This window comes from Planctomycetota bacterium (genome assembly GCA_016872555.1).
Taxonomy (GTDB): domain Bacteria; phylum Planctomycetota; class Planctomycetia; order Pirellulales; family UBA1268; genus F1-20-MAGs016.
The window spans coordinates 67,893-93,590 of record VGZO01000002.1; the positions used below are offsets into that span (position 1 = coordinate 67,893).

The window sequence follows — 25,698 nt, forward strand, 5'->3', positions numbered from 1 at the left end:
CACCGTGGCGACGCGGCCCGCGGCCCGCCATCCCTTCACGCCCCGCAGCGTCATGCTCAACCCCTCCGGATGAAACCGTCCCGTCACGGCGCGGCACAGCGGCCGCCCGGATCCTGACCCTCCATCATAGCAGCGCCGTCCTCGTGCGCCGTGCCCACCAACCTCCGGCCGGGCCGCGGGGCAGGATACGGGGCGGATCCCTCAGGACCCGGTCTTCGCCGGCGGCGGATCCGCCGAAGTGACGCCAATCCGAGATGGATCGATCAGGAACCGCAGTGGCTTGGCGGCCCAGGCGCCGGCATAGTCGACGCCGATCCGCGCCGTCCGTTCCACCCACCGCCGGGGCACGTCGTCCCCGCGCTCGAGCCACAGCCCCGTGGCCGGGGCCACCGGACCGCCGTCGTGGCGACGGTCGATGCCGAGGCCGCGCGTCACGCGCCCCGGCCCGCTCAACTCCCCCGCCCCACGGATCAGTACCGCGGCCGGGACGCCGGCGGGACCGGTGACGGCATTGAGCATCCAGTGCATGCCATAGCAGAGATAGACGTACCAGTGGCCCCCGGGACCGAACATCGTCGCGTTGCGACGGGTCGGGCCGCTACGGCCGTGGCAGGCCAGGTCGTGCGCCCCGAGGTAGGCCTCCGTCTCGTGGACCACGTGCCTCAGGACAGTGCCGTCGGCGGCGCGGACGGCGAGCCGGCAGCCGAGGAGATCTCGGGCGACGCGGTCGGCAGGGCGGAGGAAGAATCCCGCCGGCAGCGGCCGGATGGCGGCAGACCCTGGGAGCGGCCGGCCGAAGGTGGCAAGATGGCTCCTCCCGCGGCCGGCGTCACCGGCGGCGGACGCGGCACCGGAGCACGAGCGGATGGAAGCGGGCATCGTCGGTCTTCCCAACGTCGGCAAGAGCACCCTGTTCAACGCGCTGACGATGTCGAAAGCGGCCCAGAGCGCCAACTATCCATTCTGCACGATCGAGCCCAACGAGGGGATGGTGAGCGTGCCCGACACGCGCCTCGGCCGGATCGCCGCGTTGATCCCGCCGCAGAAACTCGTTCCCGCCGCGCTCAAGCTCGTCGACATCGCGGGAATCGTGAAGGGCGCCAGCGAGGGCCAGGGGCTGGGCAACAAGTTCCTCGCCCACATCCGCGAGGTCGACGCGATCCTCCAGGTGGTCCGCTGCTTCGAGGATCCCGACGTGATCCATGTCGCCGGCAAGGTCGATCCGGTCGCCGACATGGAGACGATCGAATTGGAGCTGATCCTCGCCGACCTCCAGCACCTCGAGAACCTGCTTCCCAAGGCGGAGCGCGCCGCCAAGAGCACCGACAAGGAGGCCCGGCTGAAGGTCGAGGTCATGCGCCGGTGCCTTGCCCACCTCGGCGGCGAGCAGCCGCTGCGGACGCTCCCACTCGACGACGCCGAGCGGGCGGCGGTGAAGGAGCTCGGCCTGCTGTCGGCCAAGCCGATCCTGTACGTCGCCAACGTCGACGAGGGGGATCTGGCGGGCACCGGTGCGCTGGTCACGCGGGTCCGCGAGGTGGCGGCCCGGGCCGGGGCGGAGGTGGTGCCGGTGTGTGCCAAGCTCGAGGCGGAGATCGCCGAGCTCGATGCCGCCGACCGCGCCGAGATGCTCGCCGGCGCCGGCCTTGCCGAGCCGGCGCTGGCGGTCCTCGCCCGCGCCGCCTACCGCACGCTCGGCCTGCAGAGCTACTTCACCGCCGGCGAGAAGGAGGTCCGCGCCTGGACGATCCCCGTCGGCACCAGCGCCCCGAAGGCGGCCGGCGTGATCCACAGCGACTTCGAGAAACAGTTCGTCCGCGCCGAGATCTATTCGCTCGACGACCTCGAACAGTACCGCTCCGAGAAGGAGATCCGCGCCCACGGCAAGCTGCGCGTCGAGGGCAAGGAATACGTCATGCAGGACGGCGACATCTGCCACTTCCTGCTCGGGAAGTGACCGGCCGCCGGATGCGGCCGACGGCGACCCGGGAAACCCTCGGCGTTTCCCGCGGTCGCCCAAGTGGGCTCCCTGAGCCGGCCGGCCCGCGGCCGGTAGGGCCATGGAGGGCTTTGTCCACGGAAAGCTAGCGCACCGCCGGCTCGCGGAGATGGTCCGGGAGCCACTCCTGCTCCGCCTCGTCGGGATCGACGGTGCTGGCCGTCGTCGCCCCGCCCAGATACTCCTCTTCGTGATCCTCGCGGGCGCTCGTGCCGAAGAAGGAGTACATCACCGGCACGAGGATCAACACGAGCAGCGTCGTCGTCGCCAGTCCGAACGCCAGGGCGGTCGCCATCGGGATCAGGAATTGGGCCTGGAAGCTGGTCTCGAACAGCAGTGGAAGCAGGCCGCCGATCGTCGTGATGCTGGTGAGGAACACCGGCCGGAACCTGACGCACCCCGCCTCGCGCAGCGCCTGCCGCAGGGGCTTCCCTTCGCGCACGCGGGCATTGATGAAGTCGATGAGCACGATCGAGTCGTTGACCACGACCCCCGACAGCGCCACCAACCCGAACATGCTGAACAGCGTCAGCGGCATCCCCATCAGGGCGTGGCCGAACACCGCCCCGGCACAGCCGAACGGGATGATGGCGATGATCAGCAGCGGCTGGAAATAACTCTTGAACTCCATCGTCAGCAGGACGAACATCGCGAACAACGCGACCACGAACCCCACGAACAGACTGTCGAGCGATTCCTGCGTCTGCTCCTGCTCCCCTTCCCAGCGGACGCGGACCAGGGGGAACTCCTTGAGCAGGTCGGGCATCAGCCGGCGCTGCATGTCGCCGGTGATCTGCGAACTGGTGAGCGTGCTCTGGGCGACGTCGATGTCGGCGATCACCGAGATCGACCGTTTCTGCCCGAGGCGGTTGATCTCGTTGTAGCCGCGGACGATCGCCACGTCGGCCAGCTCGCTGACCGGCCGCTGCGTGCCGTCGGGACCGGTCACGCGCACTTCGTCGAGCGTGGCGAGGCTGCGCCGCTCGTCGCGGGGATAGCGGACCATCAGCTTCACCTCGTGGCGGCCGCGCTGGAGCCGCATCACTTCCTCGCCGTAATAGCTCGAGCGGATCGTGGCCGCGAGGTCGGCGAGCGACACGCCCATCGCTTCGGCCCGCGGCTTGACCCGCAGCTGGTATTCCCACTTCCCGGGGCGCGAGTCGTCGTCGATGTCGATCACCCCGGGATAACGGGCGAGCCAGTCCTTGCAGCGTTCGACGGCAGCCTCGAGCTGGCGGACGGCTTCCTCATCGGCAGGGGCGAGGAGCTTGAACTCGATCGCCTTGCCGCCGGGGCCGATGTTCTCGGTGCCGAACACCAGCTTGTCGATTCCCGGAAACTCGCCGGCCGCCTTCCGCCACTCGCTGATGAATTGCTCGCTGGTGACGTCGCGCAGCTCCGCCTCGACGAGCTCGACGTTCACTCCGGCGACGTGGCTTCCACCGGCACGGGCGTCGGGGCCCACCTCGCCCATCGCCACCACCTGCCCGACGGTGGTGTTGACCAGTTCGACGATCGACGACCCCGGCGGCGAGAATTTCCTGGCCGTCGCGAACGCGGCGCGCTCGAGCCGATCGGCCGCCTCCTCGGTGACGCTCGCGGGAGTGCCGTCGGGAAAACCGATCTGCGCCCGGAGCCGGTTGGCGTCGATCTTCGGAAACAATTGGAACGGCGTGATCCCGCTGCGCACGATTCCCACCGCCGTCAGCAACAGCCCCACGGCGGTGGCCAGAACCGCGAGGCGGTTGTCCAGGGCGACGTCGAGAAACGGAGCGTAGAGGTTTCTCACGAACCATTTCAGCCCGCGGTCGCACGAGCGCTGCAGCCACGAGACGGCCGGGAGGAGGAGCTTGAGCGGATAGAGCACGACACCGAGGATCCGGAACACGAGGTTGTCCTCGTGTGCCAGGTGGCCCGGTAGCACAAGCACCGACTCGGCGAGTGACATCAGCAGTGCCGTGATGAACGCGAACGGCATCACGGCGATGAACTTCCCCATCACGCCGGCGACGAAGCACAGCGGCAGGAACGTGATCACGGTGGTGAGCACGCTGGAGATCACGCTCGGGATCACCTCGACCGTGCCGTCGATGGCCGCCGTCGTCAGGCTTTTCCCCATCCGCCGGTGGCGGTCGATGTTGTCGCTGACCACGACGGCGTCGTCGACGACGATACCGATCGCCATCAGAAAGGCGAACATCGACAGCATGTTGAGCGTCTGGTCGGTCGTGTACATCAGCATCCCGGTCCCGAGCATCGAGAACGGGATCCCCATCGCCACCCAGAAGGCGATCTTGAGGTCGAGGAACAGCGCCAGCATCACGAACACGATCAGGAGCCCCTGGCAGCCGTTCTCGATCAGCATCCGCAGGCGGTCGCGGACGTCGACCGACTGGTCGGACCAGACGGCCAGCTCGTATTCCGCGGGCAGCTTCGCCTGCGCCGCGTATTCCTTCACCGACGTGACCATGGCGAGGAGGTCCTCGCCGCTGCTGCGGTCGATCGAGATCACCATCCCGGGCCGGCCGTTGATCCGGCTGGAGATCGCCACGTCGGCGAACTCGTCGCGCACCGTCCCCAGGTCGCCGACGGACAGCACGAGCCCGTCGGGAAGCGTCACGAGGGGCAGTTTCGCGATCTCCTCGCCGACGTAGCGCTTGTTCTTGCCGCGCAGCAGGATCTCGCCACTCCCACCGCGGATCGTGCCGGCGGGCAGCTCGACATTCTGCCGGCGGACGATCTCGGCCACCTTCTGGAGCGACAGCCCGTGTTTCCGCAGCGTGTCCTCCGAGATCTCGATGTCGATCTGGTAGTCCTTGGCACCGAGCAAATTCGCGGCCGACACCGCCGGCAGCCCGAGGAGATCGTCGCGCACGCTCTCGGCGACGTCGCGCAACTCCCCCTCCGAGACGGCCACACCGTCGCCCGCGGGCGCGAGCACCCCGAGCTTGATCGCCGGAGTGCGCAGCGTCACCTGCTCGATCTTCGGATCCTCCGCGAGCTCGGGCATGCTCGGGATCCGCTCGACCTCGGAGCGGATCTCACCGAGCACCTTCTGGACGTCGCGCACCGAATCCTGGAGCTCGAAGACGCAGTACCCCATCCCCTCCTGGGCGACGCTCGTGATCTTCTTGATACCCGTGACACTGCGGCACGACTCCTCGATCTTCTGGCAGATGCCCTCCTCGACCTCGTCGGGAGAGGCGCCCGGATAGGGGACGGTGACGAGGACGATCTCCAGATCGAACTCCGGAAACACCTCGCGCCGCATCGACGCGAAGCTCCACGCGCCGACCAGAAGCACGGCGATGACCAGCGTGTTCATCGCCGGCATGTTGCGCACGGTCCAGGTGACGATCGAACGCATCGCTGGTCGCTCCGGAGCGGGGAGTCAGGAGGGGTCGGACGAATCCGGCTCGGTGAACTCGGCTTCGGCCACGTCCATGCCGTCGCGGGGATTGGGAATCTGGCTGGTCACCACCCGATCGCCTGGCTGCAGGCCAGCGGTCGCGGCGTCGTAGATCACCTGCCCGTCGACCACCTGGATCGGCCGCGGCCGGACGACGGTCAGCCGGCCGTCGCGCATCAGCCAGACTTCGCCGGTCGGCCGCTGCGCCTCCTCGGGAATCGAAACCAGGGCACCGGTCGCGGGAACATGGACCCGGACCTGCACGAACATTCCCCGGAGCAGCGACCGCGGAGCGTCCGCGGGAAGGTTCGGCATCAACCCACCGTACGTGTCGAGTGATCGCACCGCGGTGGGATCGGCGACACGGACGCGGCACGGAAGTGTCCGCGTCTTCTCGTCGAGCCCGCGCCCCTCCTGCCGCGACAGCGTGCCCTGCCACCGGTACAGGCGATCCCCGAGCGCGTAGATCACCGATGCCGGCGTGTCGGGAAGGTCGTGGGAGCCCCCGGCCTGCGGTACGCCGCCCCAGATCCGCGCCACCTCCCCCATCTCGAGGCTCGTCTTCACCTCGGCCGCTGAAGTGTCCTCGAGGGTCACCACGGGCGTCCCCTTGACGACGAACGAGTCCTGCTCGACACGGTCATCGGCGATGATGCCGTCGACCGGGGCCATGACGACGGTCCGCTCGAGGTCGAGCCTGGCCCGTTCGAGCATCGTCGCCGCGAGGCGCTGCCCCTCTTCGAGCCGACTGCGGCGTTTGGCGAGCACCCGCTTCTGCCCGTCGAGCGTGACCAGCGAGCCCGAGGCGGTCAGCTCGTCACGAACGGCACGGTCGTATTCCGCCTCGGTGACGATCCGACCGGCCTTGAGCCCGTCGAGACGGGCGACCTCGCGACGGGCGAGATCGACCTGGCGGCGGGCGAGATCGGCCGAGGTGGCGTTTTGGGCGAGCTCTTCGTCGATCTCCTCGAGCGAATGCCCGGCCTGCTTGAGCTCGCGCTGGAGACGATCGACCTCCAGTTCGTAGTCGCGCGGATCGATGCGGAACAGGATGGTCCCCTTGCTGACGACGTGGCCCGCACGGCAGTCGTCGGCCTTCTCGACCACGCGACCTCCGACCTCGGCGGCAAGCGTCACCTCGCGGAGGGGGACGACGACACCGTCGGCGACGATGTCGACCCCTTCGCTGCGGGCCTGCACGGCGACTGTCCGCACGGGGACCGCCTGGGGCGGCCCGGTGTCGACGCGCAGCGGCGGCGGTTGGGTGCCGAGGTACTGGAAGGCACCGATCCCGGCGGCCAGGATGGCCAGCGGTGTCAGCCAGCCGATCACCTGCCTGACGAAGCTGTCACGGCGCGGTGCCGCGACCTCCGCCGAGCCAGCAGACGGGGAATGGCGTGTCAAGTCCATCGTGATCAATCTCGCGGGGACGTACGGGGGGCCGCCGTTCGCGCCCGGGCGGGCGCCGGCGGCACGAGCGGCGGGGCGACGCCGAGCGCGGCGAGGGCCTGCCGCGTGACGTGGTCGGCCAGATCGGGGAGGGCGTGGAGCGTGGCCAGCTCGTCGGCGGGGACGAGCATCCCCACGACGCCGCCGGCGGCCCGGTACAGGAAACAGTGGCCGATGATCCCCAGGGCGACGCGCCGCAACTGCGGCGCCGGCAGATGGCCGCCGGCGAGCTCGTCGAGGATCGTCACCAACTGGCCATAGTGGGGACGGATGTAGTCCTCGACCAGCTCGCGGCAGGCTTCGGTGGGCTGAAGGACCTCGCGGAGCAGCAGCCGCACCTCCCAGGGGGGCTCGGAAAACCCGAGCATCCGCTCGAGCATGTTGGCGACGAAGTCGTGGAGCTTGCGCTCGGGCGGCGTCGCGGGCGGCCAGACGGGCAGCGGCATCTGCCGCGACCGCTGGCGGTGCGCGTGCTTGACGCTCTCGACGTAGAGGCGCCGCTTGTCGCCGAAGTAGTAGTTCACCGCGGCGACGTTGACGTCGGCGGCGGCACAGATGTCGCGGACCGTCGCCGCCTCGTACCCGCGGTCAGCGAATTCGCGCCCCGCCGCCGAAAGGATCCGGTCCCGAGGGTCGTCAGCCGGCGGCACCGCTCCGGTGCCACTCGGCTCCACCCCCGCCTCAACGACTGTGGTTTGACCCCGAATCCCCGGCATACGGACCCCGACGCCTGCTTCAAACACCCGTTTGAAGCAAGTGTATCCCCGCCGGACGCTCGTGGGAGAGAGGAAAAACCAACGTCGTCCCGCCTACTCGGCGGTGACGACGATTTCGCCGTTCATCGCCCGCCAATGGCCGGGAAACGTGCACAAAAACGGGTACCTTCCCGGCTCCGCCGGCACGCGAAACGAGATCCTCTCCCGGTCGTTGGGGGGGACGACGTCAGTGTAGGCGACGATGGCGTCGGTCTTCGGCACGTATTGCCGGGCGACCGCGTCGGGGTCGGTGACGAGCCTGTCGACGGCCGCCCCGACGCGCTCGATGCTGCCGGGGCGGACGAGCGCCCAGTTGTGGGGCACGCTGTCGGGATTGACGAGCGACACCGCCAGAACCTCGCCAGGCCGGGCGTGCAGCGAGCGCGGCACGAACGACAGGTTCGGTCCGACCTGGATCTCGATCTCGCGGGCTCCCTCGATCGACCCGCGAAACGGGTTGCGCTCGCGGGCGAGCTGACGCCCGAGATCGACCGCCAGCGGATGGGCGGGCACCGGCGTTGTGCGTGCGCCGATCCCCGGGGCGACGAACGAAGCATCGAGCCGGTTGGCCGTGAGGAACAGGTCGTGGAGCAGCCCAGGCGCGCTCTCGACGGCGAGATGGAGCTGGCTCACCGGGCGGATATCGGGGATCTCGAGAAACAGCCCGCGGCCGTCGGCGGTCGGCAGCGCCGTGCGGATCGGGAGATGGTCGTGCCCCACCATCCCGTCGTGGCGCGGCGAGTACTCCGCCGAGCCGTAGCCGCCGCTGTAGCGGTAGTTCCAGGCCTGGGCGAAGTGGCGCGCCGGGTCCGACGCCACGGCGGGATCGAGCGGCGCGGCGAAGCGGAGCAGCACGCCGTTGTCATGGAGATGGAAGCCGACCGGCATCTGCACGACGGAGCCGTCGGCGTGGCCGGTGAAGCGCACGCGCTGCAGGCAGCCGACGTCGGGAGTGTAGGTGCCCCACCCCGCCATCCCGCAGACATACACCGCCCCGTCGCGGGTGGAGAACCGGGCGCGGTGCGAACCCGAACGAAACTCGACCGGCAGCGGCACGGCCGCGCCCTGCCACTGGTCGCCGACCCGGTCGCGGAGGATCGCCAGCGCCGTGCCGGCGCCGAACGACGTGTGGAACAGGGCCCCGCCGATGGGGCCAAGCGCGCCGTCGGGAATCCAGGCCTGGCCGCCGGCCGAGTTGTCGAGGCCGCGCGGCAGGTAGAGGAGCGGCGGATCGACGCGCGTGCCCCCGGCCGGACCGTTGGCGCCGAAATGGAGGGACCCCCGGGCATCGGGCGGCACCGCGGCGACCATCGTCGCCGGCACCCAGTCACCCTCGCTCGACGACGCCGTCGCGGTTCCGTCGGGATAGACGCCGACGCCGTCGGGATTGCGCAGGCCGGTGGCCAGCACCTCGGAGCTCCGGCCGTCGGCGGCGATCCGCACCAGCCCCTCGACACTCGACGCGGTGAGGAATCGCCCGGCAGCATCGCGCACCAGGCCACAGACGTAGTCGTGGCCACCGGCGGAGCAGCGGTAGGCGCGCGAGAAGCATTCGTAGCGATCGGTCTCGCCGTCGCCGTCGACATCGACGAGCCGCGTGATCTGGTCGCGGCCGAGGACGTGCGGCACGCCATCGACGACGACCATGCCCAGCGGCTGGTGCAGCCCGGCGGCGATCCGGCGCCAGCGGAGGGAGGCGAGCGCGTCGTCGACGCCGTCGACGCGCCACACGTCGCCGTGCATCGTGCACACGACCAGCGCCCCGGCGGCGACCACGTCGACGTCGCCGCAGTAGAAGGCGGCGTTCCACGGATTGGCCTCCGGAAACGACAGCGTGTCGACCGCCCACGGCCGCCCCGCGCCGCTTTGCCCCGCAGTGACCAGCTCCTCGGGCCACTGGGGACCTCCGCCGGCGAGAAGGGCCTCGCGCGGGTGCCCGGCGACCGGGCCGGCGAGACGGGAGAACGTGCCGTCCCCGGCATCTTCGGCGACGTCGAGCCAGGGCACGCCATCGACCGAATAGAGGAACCCCACCCGGTCCCCCTGGCGGCAGAAGCCCTGGTACCGGGTCTCCCCCTGCGGCGGTTCCTGGGAGGACAGCTCCACGCGCGGGCCGGCCGGAACCATCCCGCCGAGAAACCCGTGCCGTTCGTCGGAATAACGGACGAAGCCACCGGACCAGGCGGCGCGCCAGGTGAGCGTGTCGGGATCGAAGCAGGCCGACAGACCGGCCGAGAGGCGCACGCAGACGGCCCGCGGGATCGACAGCCCGAAGCCCTGGAGAACCCCCGCCTGGAGCGACCCCGGCACGACCTCGTTCCAGCGGTTGCTGCGCCACGTGTCATCCGACTGGTTGCCCCAGTGGCCCAGCGCCCCGCCATCGAGGCCGGGAAACGCCGGCAGGAGCGTGGGCCGCGGGCACAGCGCGCGGAAGTACCGCGCCTCCTTGGCGTAGTAGTCGTAGACCCGGTCGCGATTGACCGGATGCGACCACGCGGCGAAGGCGCCGCTATCGAGCGGCTCGCGCGGCGGCGCGAAGGGCGCCGGCTTGGTCGGATGGGCGGCGGCGATCGCACCCGCCACCGCGGCCGCCGGGAGGCGCTGGTGGCGGCCGAGGTCGGCGAGGAACGCGACCAGGTCGGCGCGGTCGCCGTCGCCGAGTGCCGCGACGACCTCGGCGGGCATCAGGCTGCCGACGTCGACGCACGACTCGATCGCGTCGCGCGGCAGCTCCGTCACCGCCCCGGTCTGGACGTCGCGGATCACCAACAGGGCGTCGGTCTCGCGCTCGACCGTGCCGCGCCGGCTCGTGCCGTCGGCCAGCACCAGCGCCACGGCACGGTACCGCGGCTCGACCACGCGCTGCGGCTCGAGGAGCGACTCGGCGATCTGCTCGACGGAGCGCTCGGCGCCGACCGTGCCGAGCGTCGGCCCGATCCGCCCGCCGTGGCCGGCCACTTCATGGCACGACAGGCAGGCCAGTTCCGCGCGGGCGAAGATCGCCGCACCGCGGCCGGGATCCCCCTGCAGCCGGGCCGCCGCCGCCAGCGCCGCAGCCGCCGGCGTGACGGCGGCCGCGTCGGCCTCCGGCGGCCGCTGCCACGTCGTCGGCACGGGGCGCTTGGCACCGGCATCGCCGTCGATCCGCCGGGCCACGTACGCGAGCCCAGCGAGGTTGTCGCGGAGCCGATCCTCGGCATCCTCCTGCGTGTGGTTGAGGATCCCGATCGGACCCCGGTACCCGCTCTCGACCACCGTGCGGAGGAGGTCGACGTCGAGGTCTCCCTGGCCGATCGGGGCGATCTTCAGTCCGCGTGTCTCGCCGTCGGTGAACGTGCCGTTGAGGTTCAGGCAGTCGAGGTGCGGGAGCATCGCGGCGAGGAGCTCGCGCCAGCGGCCGACGTGCGCGTGGCCATGGTGCTGGTTGTAGACGAGGCCGACATTGTCGATCCCCTGCGCCGACAGGGCGCGGATGATCGCGATCTGGTTCTCCGGCTCGCCGAACCAGGCGCCGTGGTTGTAGAGCCCGACCCGGCACCCGATCCGGGCCGCCGCGCGGGCCAGCGGCTCGATCCGCGCCGCCTCGGCCGCGACCCGCGCCGCCTGCTCCTCGACCGACGCCGTCGGCCCGCCACCGCCGGTCACCCACAGGCTGGTGCGGAGGCCGACGCGCTCGAGGACGCCGAGGATCGTCCGCGCCTCGTCGTCGAGGGCACCGGGAAACCACCACCCCACCAGCTCGATGCCGGCCCCCTTGACGGCGCGCATCTCCTCCTCGAACTGCGGCACGTGCCGGGCGCGCCAGTCGTAGGCGTAGCGGCCGATCCCGAGCCGGCCGAGCAGCGCGACGCGCTCGGCCGGTGTCCGCTCCTGGTCGTCGAAGGGGACGATGCACCAGGCGGCGAGGCGCTGGGGCGCGAAGAGCTCCCGTGCCGACACCGGGTCGGCGGCGGACGCCGCGCCCGCCATGACGATGGCGACGAGCGTCGCCCAGGCTGCCGCGGCCCCCCGCCGCCACTCGCGCGCGTTCATCGGCACGGTTTCCGCCTCCCCTCGACAGCCACGGCACGGATCGGCCGCGTCGTGCCGGATGCTACCATGGCGGCACGCCACGCCCGCGTGCCGGCTTCAGCGCCGGCCCAGGTCGGCGTCGACCGCCTCGGCGGCGGTGCGCCCGCCGGCCAGGGCCCCGTTGATCGACGCGCTGGTCACATGGTCGCCGCAGATGAACAGCCCGGCGGCGAGCCGCGGCCCGGTCGGCCGCGCCAGGCGTGCGGCGGGGGATTCGTCGGGCAGCGCGTGACCGACACGCAGCGTCGCCAGCGCCCGCCACTGCTCGACGCGCCGTCCGAACCAGCCGCGGGCCTGGCGGACCACGGCGGCGGCGGCACTGGCGTCGTCGCCGGACCAGTCGGGGCGCACGGAGGCGTAGACCAGCGCCGCACCGGCGGGGGCGTACCCGACGGCGACGTCGGAGGGCACGGTGAGATTGTCGATCGGCTCGGCACGGTCGGCGCTGACGACCAGCGTCGGTTCCCCGAGGGGCGAATTCTCGGCGGCGAACGCCACCAGCCGCGCTTCCTTGTCGGCCCGTGGCTTCGCCATCGCGGGGATCAGTCCGACGGGAAGCAGCCGCGCGGCGGAGCGACCGTCCGTGGCGACGACGACCGCCCGCGCGGCGAGGATGCGGCCATCGGCGAGCCGGACACGGCCGGCTTCGACCATATCCACGGGTGTGCCCACCTCGACGGCGTCGGCCGGAAGGCCGGCGGCGAGCTGGCGCGGGATCGCGGCCATGCCGCCGGCCGGCAGGCAGGCGCTGCCCAGCGCGAACATCGCGAACGTGAAGGCGAAGATCGGTTCGGCCGTCTCCAGGCCGCGCTCGAGAAACACGCCGCCGAAGAACGGCTCGAAAAACCGCGCCACGAAGCGCTCCGAGAAACCGCGCGCCTCGAGGGCTTCGCGCGTGGTGCGCTCGGCCGCCGTCACCGGCGCGATGGGATCGAGCGTCCCGGCGGCGAACCGCGCGAGGACTTCGCTCCGCAACCGCGCGACGCGCAGGGCGTCGGCCAACCCGACCGTCCCGGAGAGGAGCGAACCGACCGCCGTCAGCGGCCGCCGCCACGGATCGGCGACGCGCCGCAGCCGGCCGCCGCCGGCCACCAATGCCCCCGGATGGAAGCGGCCGAGCTTCAGCGCACCCTGATCGAGTTGGCGTCGCCCCTCGGGGTAGGCGTCGAGGTAGACCTGGAAGCCGCGGTCGATGCGAAAGCCGTCGACGGTGTCGGTGGCGACCCGACCTCCGACGGCCGCGGCCGCCTCGAGGAGGCGCACGTTCCGCCCCCGGCGGACGAGCTCTCGGGCACAGGCCAGTCCGGCGAGCCCTCCACCGACGACGATGCAGTCGATCGCTTCCGCCATCCGTGTGCGTCGTTCCCGCGCCGGCTCGCCGCGAGTCCTCAAAGCGGACGGACGACCGACTGGCTCCGCCAGTAATCGAACAGCGTCTCGATGGAGAGCACGCCGCCCCCCAGCCCGCTCTTGTTCACGCCACCGTACGGCACCCCGCGCGGGAAGACGTTGTGGGCGTTGATCCAACTGTTGCCGGCGACCATCGACTCGGCGACCCGCGCCGCCCGGCCGAGGTCACCGGTCCAGACGCTGTTGGCGAGGCCGTAGTCGGTGTCGTTGGCCATCGCGATCGCCTCGTCCTCGCTGGAAAAACTCGCCACGTAGGCGACCGGTCCGAAGATCTCCTCGCGGGCGGCCACGTTGTCGAGCGTGCCGGCGAGCAGTGCCGGCTTGACGTAGAACCCCTGCCGCCCCGACACGTCGGCCGCGCCTCCGGCGAGCACCTGCTTCGCCCCCTGCTTGACTCCCTTCTCCAGGTACGAGAGCACCCGGGCCCGCTGCTTGGCATTGACGACCGGCCCCATCTGCGACGTGCCGTCCATCTGGTAGCCGACGCGGACCTGCTCCAAGCGCCGGCAGCACTCGTCGAGGAACCGCTCGTGGATCGAGCGGTGGACGATCCACCGTGTCGCGTCGCAGCACACCTGACCGGTGTGGAACGTGATCGCGCCGACGAGTTTCTCAGCCGTCGCCGCGACGTCGACATCGTCGAACACGACCGCCGCCCCCTTGCCCCCCAGTTCGAGCTTGACCGGCACGAGATTCCGACCGCAGGCCTCGGCAACCATCCGCCCGACCTCGGGCGACCCGGTGAAGCTCATCCGCCGGATCCCAGGATGGGCCGACAGGGCGGCGCCCGTCACCTGACCGGAGCCGGGGATGACGTTGATGACGCCGTCGGGGATGCCCACCTCGCGCGCCAGGCGCCCGAGGTAGATCGTCGACAGTGGTGTGTCCTCGGCCGGCTTGATGACCACGGTGTTGCCGGCGGCGAGCGCCGGCGAGATCCCCCAGCCGACGAGCAGGAAGGGGAAGTTCCAGGGGAAGATGAAGCCGCACGGCCCCCACGGGTGCCGCACCGTCCAGGCTTCGTGGCCGGCGACGGCCAGCACGTTGCGCCGCTGGACGTGGCACGCCATGTCGGTGAAGTAGCGGAGCGTGTCGACGAAGTTCTGGATGTCGCCCAGGGCCTGGGAATGGATCTTGCCGGCGTCGAGCGATTCGAGCTGGCCAAGGATCGGCTTGTGCTTCTCGACGGCGTCGGCGAGCCGGTGGAGCAGCGCCCCGCGTTCGCCGGGAGACAGCGTCGCCCAGCCACTGCGGCGAAACGCGTCGGCCGCGGCGTGGACGGCCCGGTCGACGTCGGCAGCGGAGAGGATGTGGAACTCGGCCAGCGGCTCCCCCGAGCCGGGGTCGAGGGTCGCCATCGTCTCGCCGGTCGAGCCCTTCACCTCCTTGCCGCCGACGATCCCGCACAACGGCGCGGAAGCGAGGAACCGTTCGACTTCGGGAAGCAATCGCGGCGCGGCAGCGGTGGCCATGACGGATCTCCGGCGGGCTGACGGGATCGAGGAGCCGCCCATATTGACCGCTCGCCCGCGGAGACTGCAAGCAACCCCGTCCGTCGGGGCGACCAGGCCGGGCTCAGCCCGCGGCGAGGGCCCGCAGCAGCCAGCGTGCCGCGGCCATGCCGCTCGACGCCGCACCCTCCACCTTCGGGCCGGCGAAGGCGTCGCCGCAGCAGACGACCGGCGGGGCCGCCGAAACCGCCACCAGCGGCGTCGGCAGGATCGTGGTCGGCAAGGCGAACTTCCAACGCTGCAGCGACCGCGACACGATCGCCGTGGCGGGGTCACCGTCGAGCCACGGCCGCACGAGCCCCACCAGCTCGTCGGCGACGGCGTCGGGGTCGGCGTCGAACCTCGCCCTGCTCCAATCCCCGGAGGCGTGCACGGTCAACGCCGGGACTGGCGAGACCCCCTTTTGGAAGTTGTCGGCGAGCCAGCTCACCGGTCCGGCGGCGAACTGGATCGCGCCCGGGGAGGGCACGAGGCTCGCCGAGCGGAGCTCGAGCATCAAGGCGAAGCACGGGTCGTAGGCGACCGTCCCCAGCGCGGCGAGCGCCTGCGGGTCGCCCTCCGCCACGAGCCCGCCGGCAGCGAACAGGTCGAGCGCCTGGGGCACCGGTGCCGTGACGACCAGCGCCGCAGACGACAGCGTCTCGACGACGCCATCCTGCTCGACCGACAGGACGACGCGGTCGCCATTCCGCGCCGCGGCGACGGCGCGGACCCCGGTGCAGACCGTTGTCTCTGCCATCTCGGCCACCAGCCACTTGGGCAGATCGGTCATGCCGGAGGTGCCGCGCCAGCGAGAATGTCCATCGGCCGCCGCCTCGGGCGGATCACCGACCGACGCGGCACGGTTGAAACCGTCGCACCATACTTCCGCGCGCCCGGCGGCATGAGCCGCGGAGGCGATCGCCCCGAACGCCCGACCACGGATCGTGAAAAACTGTGCTCCGTGGTCGCAGATCGCGCGGCCGACGCGCCTGGTCGCCATCCGGCCGCCGACACCACGTGATTTCTCCACGATCATCACCGACCGGCCCGCTGCGGCGAGCTCGCGGGCGACACACAAACCCGCGATCCCGGCACCGACGACGACCACGTCGGGCGGTCCACCGGTGGATCGGCTGCCGTCGCTCACGCGTCGGCCCCACCGACCGACGCAGCTCCCGCCCGATCACCTGCCGAGGCCGCCCGCCACGCGGCGACGAGGATCAGGGCGAACGGCACCCACCACGCCAGATCGTTGGTGAGGATGTTCCAGCCGAAGGCGAGGGGAAATCGACCAGAGAGGAGAGCACCCGCGAAACCGATCGGCCCGAGCACCTTGCCGAGCAGGCCGACGAGGACGACCGGCCAGTGCCGCAGCGGGTCGGTCGCAGCGCAGAGATAACCGATTCCGTACACGCCGACGATCATCCCGATGCACTGCCAGAGTTCGGGATAATTCGGCACTTCCATGCCGACGGCCCGGAACGACCACTGGGGTGCGAGGATCGCCAGCGCCCCCCAGGCGAGGTTGTAGAATCCGGCGGCGGCAAGAACCCATCTCATCCAGGGGGCGGCGGCGACGGGCTGGCGGTCGGCCGACGCCAGCCGCGGACGTCCGCGGATCATCACGTCGGTGAACACGCCGCTGGTCAGGCCGGTGGCGGCCATCGCGGCAGTCGCTGCCTCTCCCGCATTCCGCTCGACCGTGACCTGTCTCATCTCGCACCCGTTTTCGAGGCTCTGGCACCGTCGGATCCCGGCGTCTCCATCTCCACTCCTCTTGTGAACCGCACGTCCGCCGGGGAGGTAACTGCCCCCCACCCCGTGACGGCGGGGCTGCGACGGGACCGCCCCCGTGGATCGCACGGCTGCCGTGACCGGCTCATTCACCGGGGAAAAGCAGCCTCATCGGCTCGGTGGTGCACGGCATCCGGCAGCCGACGAGCACCTCGCCGGCCGCACATCCGGCCATCACGCCGGCCGTCTCGGCCATCGCCCGCACGCGGGGAAACACATGTGCCTTCTGCGCCGGGAATTGCGACTCGTAACAGCCGATCGCGCGGAGTTTCGTCTCCAGATGCCCGGCGATGTCGACGACGATCGGCCACTGCCCCGGGGGCGCCTCGGGGATGCCGGCGAAGAGGAAGTAGCCGAGCAACTGCGGTACGGTGTGGACCGGCAGGCCGGGAAACAAATCGTCCCACTTGGTCAGCCGCGAGTAGAACACGGCTGCCTCGGTGAGCGCGACCGCCTCGGCATGGTCGGGCGACGCCAGAGGCGTCTTGGCCGCGATCCCCAGCACCAGCCCCGGCCGATGGCGGCGGAAGACCGTGGCCAGCGCGACGCGGGCCTCGAAGCAATCGAACAACCGTCGATTGGGGAAGCCGAGGTGCTCACGGTGGACGGCGCCCAGCACCCGGGCCGCCGCCGCCGCCTCGGCGAGGCGCTGCTCGGGGCCGCTCGACCGCGGGGTCGGCTCGCCGTCGGTGAAGTCGACAATGCCCACCGAGAAACCCTGCGCGGCCAACAGCGCGAGCGTGCCGCCGCAGCCGATCTCGACGTCGTCGGGATGGGCGCCGACCGCGATCACGTCGAGTTGCCTCGGCGCGCCGCCGGCAGCGAAGCCGTCGCTCCACCGCCACGCCCTGCGCGCCGGCCCCGTCTCGTCGCTCGAGCGGGGCGCTGTCACGGCTTGGTGGCGGCGATGAGGAAGGTGGGATTGAGCGACTCGAACCGGATCCGGTCGAGCTGCTCGACGCCGCGGGCGATCGTCACCAGCCAGTAGGCCGCGTCGCCGCTGCGGGCGCGGAGCAGCGCGTGGACGGTTGCCAGATTCTCGATGCTCTGGCAGGCGGTGACGAGGCGCCCCCCGGCGCGGAGCCGCTTCCACGCCTCCTCGACGAGCATCGTCACGTCGCGGCCGCTGCCGCCGACGTAGATCGCGTCCGGGTCGGGGAGGTCGGCCCAAGCCTCGGGAGCCCGCCCGAGGATCGGCGTGAGGTTGCCGATCCGGAAACGCTCGGCGTTGGAGCCGATCAGGCGATGGTCGTCGGGATCCATCTCGATGGCGAACACCCGGCCCGACGCGGCGATCCGCGCCGCCTCCAGACCGACCGATCCACTCCCCGCGCCGACATCCCAGACGACGCTGTCGGGGCGGAGCGACAGTTCCGCCAGCGCCAGCGAGCGGACTTCCGCCGGCGTCAGCAGCCCCCGCTTGGGGCGTGACTGGAGAAAGCTTTCGTCGCGGTTGCCGAACAGCCGCTCGCCGACCTGCCCCGGCTTGTCGGTGACCGTGGCCTTGCGGACCAGGATCATCACGTTGAGCGGCCCGAACGCGTCGGCGGCGATGTCGGCGAGGCTTCCCTGCGTGACGCGTTCGTCGGGGCTGCCGAGATTCTCGCAGACGTACGCCTGGAACGAGTCGATGCCGTCGTCGAGCAGCGTTCGGGCGACGGCCGGTGGCGGCCACTGGTCGCTGGTGAACAAGCCGACCGTGTCGGCGCCGCGGATCCGGTCGAGGACGCGCTCGATCGACTGCCCGGAGAGGTTGGCGAGAAACGCCTCCTCCCAGCTTTCCTTCACGCGCGCGAACGCCAACTGCATGCTGCTGACGTGCGGCACGACCTCGAACCGCTCCTTGCCGAGCCGGCCGCAGACGTAGCGCGCGGTGCCATAAAACAGCGGGTCGCCCGACGCGAGCACGACGAGATCGGCGTCGGTGGTGCACTCGATCCGCTCGACGAGATCCTCGAGCCCGGCGACCGTCTCGAGCCGGTCGGCGACCGCCTCGGGGAGGAGCGACCGGCACGACTCCGGGCCGACCAACCGCTTCGCGCCCTCGACGAGGCGACGGGCATGCGCGGTGACGCCTTCGAGGCCGTCGTCGCCGATACCGACGATGTGGACCCTGCCCGTCGCCACCCATCCTCCCCTGCCTGTCGGCCAACGCAGCTTCTCGGGCCCGCTGACGCCTCCGGCGACCGCGGCTGAAGCTCCCCAGCGCCGGTCACCGCGTCCGGCGGCGAGTCCCTCGGCGGGATCGCAGCAGCGCCGCGGGCATCCTGCACCCGGGGGCGGTCAGGCCTGGAATGAACTGCCGCAGCCGCACGACTTCTTCGCGTTCGGGTTGTTGAACGTGAACCCGCGCTTGTCGATCGACTCGTGGAAATCGAGCGTCGTGCCGTCGAGGTACAGGTCGCTCTTCTTGTCGACGACGACCGCGACGCCGTGCTGGTCCGACTTGGAGTCGAGTTTCGGGTCCCACGCCTTGTCGAAGCCGAGCGAGTACTGGAATCCGCTGCAGCCGCCGCCGGCCACGCCGACGCGGAGCACCGTGTCGGGCTCCATCTTCTGGTCGAGCATGATCTTCTTGACTTCGCTGGCGGCCTTTTCCGTGAGCATCACCGACATCGTGCTGGCTCCTCTGGCAACGGGCGTACAGGAACGGAAAGGAAGCGATCTCCGACGGGCAACTTCGAACTATAGTCGCCAACGCGCGGAGGTGGCAATTCTGCCGTCGCTGCGGCACCTTTTGCGGGGAACCGGGCTGTTGTCGACCCGGGAGCCGGTCCTCGCCCCGGACTCCGGGGTGGTGTCTCCGACGCGGTCTCGCGGGGCTCACGGTTGACGGCGTCCATCGTCCCGGGTGGTCGCCGCCGTCGCATGGCGGCCGAACGCTTGTCCCGATCGCCGCAACCATCTATCATCAGATGTGGGGATTGGGGAACGTTTCGGGACACGCGCGGCACGTCGGCGAGTTCGTGGCCGCTAATCCGCCCCGCTGATCCATTCATCCATCTCGTTCGAGTTGGTGCGCTCGTCTGTCCAGGGCCGTTTCATGCTCGTCCTTTTTTCTTTTCATCCATGTTCGAGTCCAGGAGGCTCTCCCATGAAAACCCACAAACGCGACGGGTTCACGCTCGTCGAATTGCTGGTGGTCATCGCGATCATCGGCACGCTCGTTGGCCTTCTCCTGCCTGCCGTCCAAGCGGCGCGTGAGTCGGCCCGGCGCTCGCAGTGCTCCAACAACCTGAAGCAGCAAGGGCTCGCGTTCCAAAACCACCACGACGCCCTCCAGGCGTTCCCCAACGGCGGCGCGGGAACGTCGTGGTGGGCCACGCCCTACAGCCAAGAGACGTGGGGGCATTCGCAATGGGTGCGCCTCCTTCCTTACATGGAGGAAGGGGCGATGTACGGGCGGCTCAGGTTCAACGCCAGGGGCTCGACTCCGGTCGGGTTCAGCTCCGGCTGGGACGGCAATTCCGCCGTCTGGCAGGACAAGCGGATCAAGATGCTGATCTGCCCGTCGTCGTCGCTGCAGCGCAACCCCGCGTGGAACAACTTCGTCAGTTCGTACTACGGCATCGCGGGTGCCACCCCGATGCAGTTCGGCCCGCAGACCAACGGTCGGTTCCAGAGCACCGAGGGCATGGCCTTCAACGACGACAACGCCTGGGGCATCACTTCCGGGCGCGGGATGGTGCCGAACTACGGGAACGGAACCGCGGGCGTCTCCGGCGATGCGTGCGGCCCACAGATTCTCGGGATCAACATGGCGCGGTGCTCCGACGGCACGTCGAAGACGCTGCTCGTCGGCGAGATGAGTGAACTGGTCTTCGACGCGACCGGCGCGAATGGCCAGGACCGTCGCCCGTCGCGAAATTGGGGTTGGCACATGGGCGGCTTGTCGGGCTGGCGTGATTGGGCTCCGCACACCAACAACGTCACCCTTCGCTACACGCCCAACGCACGGGTGCTGAATCAGCAGGGCGTCGACGACTGGACTGGGTGGGCCGATGCCTCGCCGGCCAATCCCCCGCTGACCTCGGCCCACCCCGGTGGCGTGATGACACTCCGTGTCGATGGGTCGGTCCAATTCCTCTCCGACAATGTCGACATGGAGACGATGACGCTCCTCGCCATCCGCGACGACCGCCTGAACTTCAGCGCCGACTGAGCGAGCGGACCGCCAGGAAAGCCCGTGGTCAAAACTGATTCGAGACGCCCCTTCCCCGGGTGAACAACCCGGGGAAGGGGCGACATCGTCGCCTGCAGCGATGAGCACTCGCCAATCCTCGCTCCGCGGGGTGGGTCCTCGCGACGCGTGCCGGTTCGCGTATCCGGGTCTCGAGCTCCTCCGGTTTCCGCATCCACTGTTTGGAGAATCGATGATGATCCGCTCGTCTGGGTCGATCGCTCTGCTCGGCATCGTCGTGCTCGGTTTGGCCGGTTGTGGCGGTCCCACACCACCTTCGAAGGAGGCCCAAGAGCAAAAGCTCAAGGAAACCGAGTCGTCGATGGACAAGGGCATGGACGCGATGAAGGGGATGAAAAACATCAAGCGCTGACGCGCTGGCCTTGCGAAAAGGCCGTTGCCAACTGCATGCCAGGCGAAACCAGTGACCCCGCCGAGCGTTTTTCGACATGCTCAGGTGGTCATGGTCGGGCCGATGGCGACCAGGCAATGCCCGGGGTTTCCCGCGGTCGCCTGAATGGGCACCGTCCTCGGCTGGCTTTGTCCACGGCCAGTGAGTCCGTGACGAAAATCTTCACGATCGGATTCGCGCCCATGTCGACCGGCCCCCTCTACCCGCATGTCACCATCGATGCGAACTGCAGGGCGATCATCGCTGGCACGCGCTATACGGTGGAGCACCTCGCGGCGGAGCAGTACTACCTCGGCTGGTCAGCCGAGGAAATCCTGCGCCAGCATCCCGACCTCCGGCCCGCCGAGGTCTACGCGGCGCTCGCGTTTTTTCACGACCATCACGACTCGATTCTGGCCGCGATCGAGTCGGGCCGCTCCCGAGCCGACATGGCCCGGGGGCCGGAGTCGATCTCCCGCGATGAATTGTTGAATCGGTGCCGCGTCGCCCTCTTGCAGGACCGCTGAAAGGTGGCCCTTGCCACCTTGACGGACGTGCACGTGCCTGCCGCCTGCCGCAAGACCCGCTCACGCCGCCCCCCAGGTCCGGAGCCGCTCGACGCCCGCGGCGATGCGCTCCACCGCCCCGTCGATCTCGGCCGCGGTCGTGAACCGCGACAGGCCGAAACGCAGGCTCGCGCGGGCACGATCGTCGTCGAGCCCGAGGGCGAGCAGGACATGGCTCGGCCGCGGGCTCTCCGACGAGCACGCGGCCCCTGAGCTGACGGCGAGGCCGTCGGCGGCGAGCGTCGCCAGGAGCGAATGGCCGTCAATCCCGGGCAGGCAGACGTTGAGATTGTTGACCAGGCGGACGGCCGGATCCGCCAGGGCCGGGCCATTGAGTCCGATGCCGTCGATCCTTCGCGCGAGGTGCTCCCAGAGGCGGTCGCGCAGGGCGCGCATCCGGGCGGCGTCGGTCGCCATCTCGGCCGTCGCCAGCCGCGCCGCTTCCGCCAGGCCGACGATCCCCGGCACGTCGTGCGTGCCGCTGCGCATCCCCCGCTCCTGGCCGCCACCGTGGACGAGCGGCTCGATCCGCACCGGCTTGCCACGGCGGCGCACGAACAGCGCACCGGCCCCTTTGGGCCCGTGGAACTTGTGCGCCGAGAAGCTCGCCAGATCGCAGCCCAACTCGTCGACGGCGACCGGCATCCGCCCCAGCGCCTGCGCGCCGTCGACGTGGAGGACCGCCGGATGGGCGGCGAGCACTGCCGCGATCGCGGGGATGTCTTGGATGACGCCGATCTCGTTGTTCGCCAGGAGGACGCTGACGAGGAACGTGTCGGGCCGCAGCGCGGCGCGGAGGGCATCCGGATCGGCGCGCCCCGGGATCCCCATCGCGTCCTGGCGTGCCACCGCCAGGCGCGTCACAGCGACGCCGTAGCGTTCGAGGTGGGCGCACGTGTCGAGGACCGCCGAGTGCTCGGTGGCGAGCGTGACGACGTGGCCCGCCGACGGGCTGCCGAGCCGCAGCCACGTGCCGAGGATCGCGAGGTTCACGCTCTCCGTCGCCCCCGACGTGAACACCACCTCGCGCCCCGCGGCGCCGATCGCCGCCGCCACCGTTTCCCGGGCCGCCTCGACGGCGTCGCGGGCCTCGCGCCCCGGCTCGTGGGTCCCGCTGCCGGCGTTGCCGTAGCGGTCGGTGAGCCAGGGGAGCATCGCCTCGAGCACGCGCGGGTCGAGCCGCGTGGTCGCGTGGTTGTCGAGGTAGATCGCGCGCGGTTCCATCGCCGCGGTCGGCTCAGGCGAGCCGGCCCTCCCGGAGGGCGTCGAGGGCGATCTGCGACCAGGTCTCGAACCGGTCGCGGTCGGCGAGGAGGGCGTCGAGCGTGGCGAAGCCGCAGTCCACCAGGCCGCTCTCCCGCGGCGCGACGTCGGGGCGCTCGAGGTCGAGGACGTGGACGATCCCGAGGTGGACGGTCCCCACGGGGGTGGCGTCATCGTTGATCAGGCCGACGATCCGCGCGGTGAATGCCGCGCCGATCACCACCTCCTCGGCGAGCTCGCGGCGCATCCCGGCGTCGTACGAGACGTCGTCGCCGTGGGCCCCGTCGACGCTCGAGATGTGGCCGCCGATACCGACGGAGCGCTTCGCCCGGAGGCGCGCCTCCCCCTGCCCGCCGCCGCGCGTGTAGGCGAAGTAGCGCGGCAGGCCGTCGGGCCCGCGCGCGGCGAGCACGCAGTAGGGAATCAGTTGCTTGAACGACGGGTCCTCCTCGACCGCCGCGCGCGGTCGCCACGACGTGTGCCGCGGGTCGAGGAGCAGCGGCAGGTAGGCGGCGACGTCGGCCTGAAACCCCTGGAACATCCCGGCCCGTTCGAGGACCGTGCGCGGGACGACCAGCACGTCTTCCTGAGGCACACCGCTCATGGGGGCTTCCCGAGGGGACTGTTCCGTGGCCATCGCGGCCGCCGCCGAGAGGATACCCGCTGCGGCGCCACGGCGCTCACTCGATGAGCATCGCGTCGCCGTAGCTGAGAAACCGGTAGCGCTCCGCGAGCGCCGCCTCGTAGGCCCGGCGGACCAGATCGCGCCCGGCGAGCGCCGCGACGAGGACCATCAGCGTCGTGCGCGGGAGGTGGAAATTGGTGAGCAGGCAGTCGACGGCCCGGAAGCGGTAGCCGGGGGTGACGTACAGCTCGGTCGCGCCTTCCCAGGGGGCGAGCGTGCCCCCGCGCGCCGCCGTCTCGAGCGTGCGCAGGGCCGTCGTGCCGATCGCCACCACGCGCCCGCCGGCGGCGCGCGTCGCCGCGACGGCCGCCACCGTCTCCGCCGGGCACGCGCACCACTCGGCGTGCATCGGATGGTCGGCGATCCGCTCGGTGGCGATCGGCCGGAACGTCCCCAGGCCGACATGGAGCGTGACCGCCGCCCGGCCGATCCCGCGCGCCGCCAGCGCGGCGAGCAGGCCGGGGGTGAAGTGGAGGCCGGCCGTCGGCGCGGCCGCCGAGCCCGCGGTCCGGGCGAACACCGTCTGGTAGCGGTCACGGTCGGCGGCCACCGCCTCGCCGTGGCGGATGTACCCCGGCAGCGGCACGCGGCCGAACCGCTCGAGGATGTCGAACGCCGTCCCCGGCGCGTCGGCTCGCACGAGCCATGCTCCGCCGGCGCCGCGGCCGACCAGCTCCAGCGTCAACGTGCCCGCGCCGTCGGCAGCGTCGACGACGACACGCTCGCCGGGGGCCGGCCGGCCGCGCGAACGGGCGACGATCTCCCAGGCGTCGCCGGCGCGGGTCGCGCGGAGGAACAGCCCCTCCCACTTCCCGCCGGTGCGGGCCCGGCGCCCGACGAGCCGCGCGGGTACGACCTTCGTCTCGTTGACGACGACGAGGTCGCCGGGGCGGAGGATCGCGGGGAGATCGCGGACGTGTCGATGATCGAGCGCCCCGGTCGCCCGGTTCACGACGAGCAGCCGGGCCGCCGTCCGGTCGGCGAGCGGCTCCTGCGCGATCAGCTCGTCCGGGAGCCCGTAGTCGTAGTCGGCGGTCCATTCGCCCGGGGTCGGGTCGGCCGTCGGCATGGCGTCGCTCATCGGCGTCAACCGGCGGCGACGAGCGCTGCCGCCTCGTCGCGCGGGTGGGGCGTCACGGCCCGGGCCGGCAGCGACGTGAGCACGACACACACCCGGCCGGTCGTCGGGTCGGCCCAGGCGATCGTCCCGGTCGATCCGGTGTGGCCGAACGTCTCCGCGGAGCAGCCCGGGCTGCCGGCGGCGCTGCCGATGTCGAACCCGAGGCCGCGCGGTCGGATCCCGGGGGGGTTGTGGTTGCGGATCATCTGCCGCTCGACGTCGGGAGCGCACAGCCGGCCGTTGGCGGCGAGAAACTCGGCGAGAAACGTGCCCACGTCGGCGGCCGACGCCTGCACGCCCCCCCACGGCGCTCCCAGCGCCCGCCACCAGGGGCTGTTCCAATCCCAGTCGCGCGCCGCCGGATCGCCGCCTCCCGCCTCGGGCGCGGCATGCTCGGTCTGCACCGGCACGACCTCGGCGGCGGTGAACCGCCCCATCCCGAGCGCCGAGCGCGTCATCCCCAGCGGCTCGAACACCGCCCGGGCGACGAACGCCCGAAAGTCCTCGCCGGTGATCCGCTCGGCGATCCGCGCGGCCAGGAGGATCCCCATGCTCGAGTAGCGATAGCGCTCGCCGGGGGCGAAGGCCAGCGGCGTCCGCGCCGCCCGGGCGGCGAACTCGGCGAGCGGAGCGTGGTCGCGGCGCAGGGCATCATTGTCGGGGAGCTGGTCGGGGAGTCCCGAGACGTGGGTCAGCAGGTGGCCCAGCGTGATCCGCTCGCGGCCCCCGTCGGCGACGTCGGGGAGGAAGCGGTGCACCGGATCGTCGAGCCGGGCGGCCCCGCGCGCGACGAGCGTCATCACCGCTGCGGCGCTGATCGGCTTGGCGATCGACCCGAGGAGGAACGACGCGTCGGCGGCGACGCCGAAGGGATGCGTCGCGGCGCCGTCGGGGCCCGCGACGTGGAGCACGGCCCCCCGCACGAGGCCGGTGGTCACTGCGCCGGCCAGGCCGGCGGCGGCGCGGTCGATCGCGGCCGCGGCGGGCCCGGCGGCGAGGCCCCCGACGACGCCGAGCCCCGTGCCGATCGCCGTTCGCCGATCCATCCGTGCCATCCTCCAGGTCTCCTCGCCGGCCCGCTTTCGGGGCCGCGCCGCGCGGTGCTACATTCCT

Annotated in this window: 19 protein-coding genes; 3 read left to right on the top strand and 16 right to left on the bottom strand. The window is 71.1% G+C overall.

What is annotated here, in order from left to right:
* Positions 1-201: 201 nt before the first annotated feature.
* Positions 202-879, bottom strand: coding sequence for a DNA-3-methyladenine glycosylase (locus FJ309_01190; protein MBM3953233.1), 678 nt, complete (start codon positions 877-879; stop codon positions 202-204).
* Between FJ309_01190 and ychF the strand changes: the two genes are divergently transcribed.
* The gene (gene ychF / locus FJ309_01195; protein ID MBM3953234.1) at positions 866-1,957 is read left to right on the top strand and encodes a redox-regulated ATPase YchF; all 1,092 of its coding nucleotides are present in this window, start codon (positions 866-868) and stop codon (positions 1,955-1,957) included. The genes FJ309_01190 and ychF overlap by 14 nt on opposite strands.
* 127 nt (positions 1,958-2,084) lie before the next feature.
* Here ychF and FJ309_01200 read toward each other — a convergent pair whose 3' ends face one another.
* The 11 genes from FJ309_01200 to FJ309_01250 form a co-directional block, all read right to left on the bottom strand.
* The gene (locus FJ309_01200) at positions 2,085-5,366 is read right to left on the bottom strand and encodes an efflux RND transporter permease subunit (GenBank protein MBM3953235.1); all 3,282 of its coding nucleotides are present in this window, start codon (positions 5,364-5,366) and stop codon (positions 2,085-2,087) included.
* Positions 5,367-5,390: 24 nt separating this feature from the next.
* Complete coding sequence (locus FJ309_01205) at positions 5,391-6,818, bottom strand: HlyD family efflux transporter periplasmic adaptor subunit (GenBank protein MBM3953236.1); 1,428 nt, start codon at positions 6,816-6,818, stop codon at positions 5,391-5,393.
* 5 nt (positions 6,819-6,823) lie between these two features.
* Positions 6,824-7,573: a helix-turn-helix transcriptional regulator gene (locus FJ309_01210; protein ID MBM3953237.1), complete on the bottom strand. Its 750-nt coding sequence runs from the start codon at positions 7,571-7,573 to the stop codon at positions 6,824-6,826.
* A 93-nt stretch (positions 7,574-7,666) separates the two neighbouring features.
* Positions 7,667-11,644, bottom strand: a complete 3,978-nt coding sequence (locus FJ309_01215) for a c-type cytochrome (protein MBM3953238.1) — start codon at positions 11,642-11,644, stop codon at positions 7,667-7,669.
* Positions 11,645-11,740: 96 nt separating this feature from the next.
* Positions 11,741-13,033, bottom strand: coding sequence for an FAD-dependent oxidoreductase (locus FJ309_01220; GenBank protein ID MBM3953239.1), 1,293 nt, complete (start codon positions 13,031-13,033; stop codon positions 11,741-11,743).
* Between the two features lie 38 nt (positions 13,034-13,071).
* Entirely contained in the window at positions 13,072-14,565 is a 1,494-nt protein-coding gene (locus FJ309_01225; GenBank protein ID MBM3953240.1) for an aldehyde dehydrogenase, read from the bottom strand.
* 103 nt (positions 14,566-14,668) lie between these two features.
* Positions 14,669-15,733: an FAD-dependent oxidoreductase gene (locus FJ309_01230; GenBank protein ID MBM3953241.1), complete on the bottom strand. Its 1,065-nt coding sequence runs from the start codon at positions 15,731-15,733 to the stop codon at positions 14,669-14,671.
* Complete coding sequence (locus tag FJ309_01235; protein ID MBM3953242.1) at positions 15,730-16,146, bottom strand: alkyl hydroperoxide reductase; 417 nt, start codon at positions 16,144-16,146, stop codon at positions 15,730-15,732. The genes FJ309_01230 and FJ309_01235 overlap by 4 nt, the downstream gene beginning before the upstream one ends.
* A gap of 319 nt (positions 16,147-16,465) precedes the next feature.
* Positions 16,466-17,272 (bottom strand): LmbE family protein, encoded by an 807-nt coding sequence (locus tag FJ309_01240; GenBank protein MBM3953243.1) that lies wholly within the window; start codon positions 17,270-17,272, stop codon positions 16,466-16,468.
* Positions 17,269-18,507: a precorrin-6y C5,15-methyltransferase (decarboxylating) subunit CbiE gene (cbiE, locus tag FJ309_01245; GenBank protein ID MBM3953244.1), complete on the bottom strand. Its 1,239-nt coding sequence runs from the start codon at positions 18,505-18,507 to the stop codon at positions 17,269-17,271. Before cbiE ends, FJ309_01240 begins: the two co-directional genes overlap by 4 nt.
* Positions 18,508-18,663: 156 nt before the next feature.
* Positions 18,664-18,996, bottom strand: coding sequence for an iron-sulfur cluster assembly accessory protein (locus FJ309_01250; GenBank protein ID MBM3953245.1), 333 nt, complete (start codon positions 18,994-18,996; stop codon positions 18,664-18,666).
* 427 nt (positions 18,997-19,423) lie between these two features.
* Here FJ309_01250 and FJ309_01255 point away from each other — a divergent pair, with 427 nt between their 5' ends.
* Positions 19,424-20,542 (top strand): DUF1559 domain-containing protein, encoded by a 1,119-nt coding sequence (locus FJ309_01255; GenBank protein MBM3953246.1) that lies wholly within the window; start codon positions 19,424-19,426, stop codon positions 20,540-20,542.
* 426 nt (positions 20,543-20,968) lie between these two features.
* Complete coding sequence (locus tag FJ309_01260) at positions 20,969-21,478, top strand: DUF433 domain-containing protein (protein MBM3953247.1); 510 nt, start codon at positions 20,969-20,971, stop codon at positions 21,476-21,478.
* A gap of 60 nt (positions 21,479-21,538) precedes the next feature.
* Here the strand turns inward: FJ309_01260 and FJ309_01265 are convergent, their stop codons facing one another.
* The 4 genes from FJ309_01265 to FJ309_01280 all read right to left on the bottom strand — a co-directional run bounded on the left by FJ309_01265 (position 21,539) and on the right by FJ309_01280 (position 25,631).
* Complete coding sequence (locus FJ309_01265; GenBank protein ID MBM3953248.1) at positions 21,539-22,741, bottom strand: cysteine desulfurase; 1,203 nt, start codon at positions 22,739-22,741, stop codon at positions 21,539-21,541.
* Positions 22,742-22,754: 13 nt separating this feature from the next.
* Positions 22,755-23,384 (bottom strand): phosphoesterase, encoded by a 630-nt coding sequence (locus tag FJ309_01270; GenBank protein MBM3953249.1) that lies wholly within the window; start codon positions 23,382-23,384, stop codon positions 22,755-22,757.
* Positions 23,385-23,460: 76 nt separating this feature from the next.
* Positions 23,461-24,534 carry a tRNA preQ1(34) S-adenosylmethionine ribosyltransferase-isomerase QueA gene (gene queA / locus FJ309_01275; protein MBM3953250.1) on the bottom strand — a complete coding sequence of 358 codons (1,074 nt, stop codon included), beginning with the start codon at positions 24,532-24,534 and terminating at the stop codon, positions 23,461-23,463.
* A gap of 17 nt (positions 24,535-24,551) precedes the next feature.
* Entirely contained in the window at positions 24,552-25,631 is a 1,080-nt protein-coding gene (locus FJ309_01280) for a beta-lactamase family protein (GenBank protein MBM3953251.1), read from the bottom strand.
* Between the last annotated feature and the right edge of the window lie 67 nt (positions 25,632-25,698).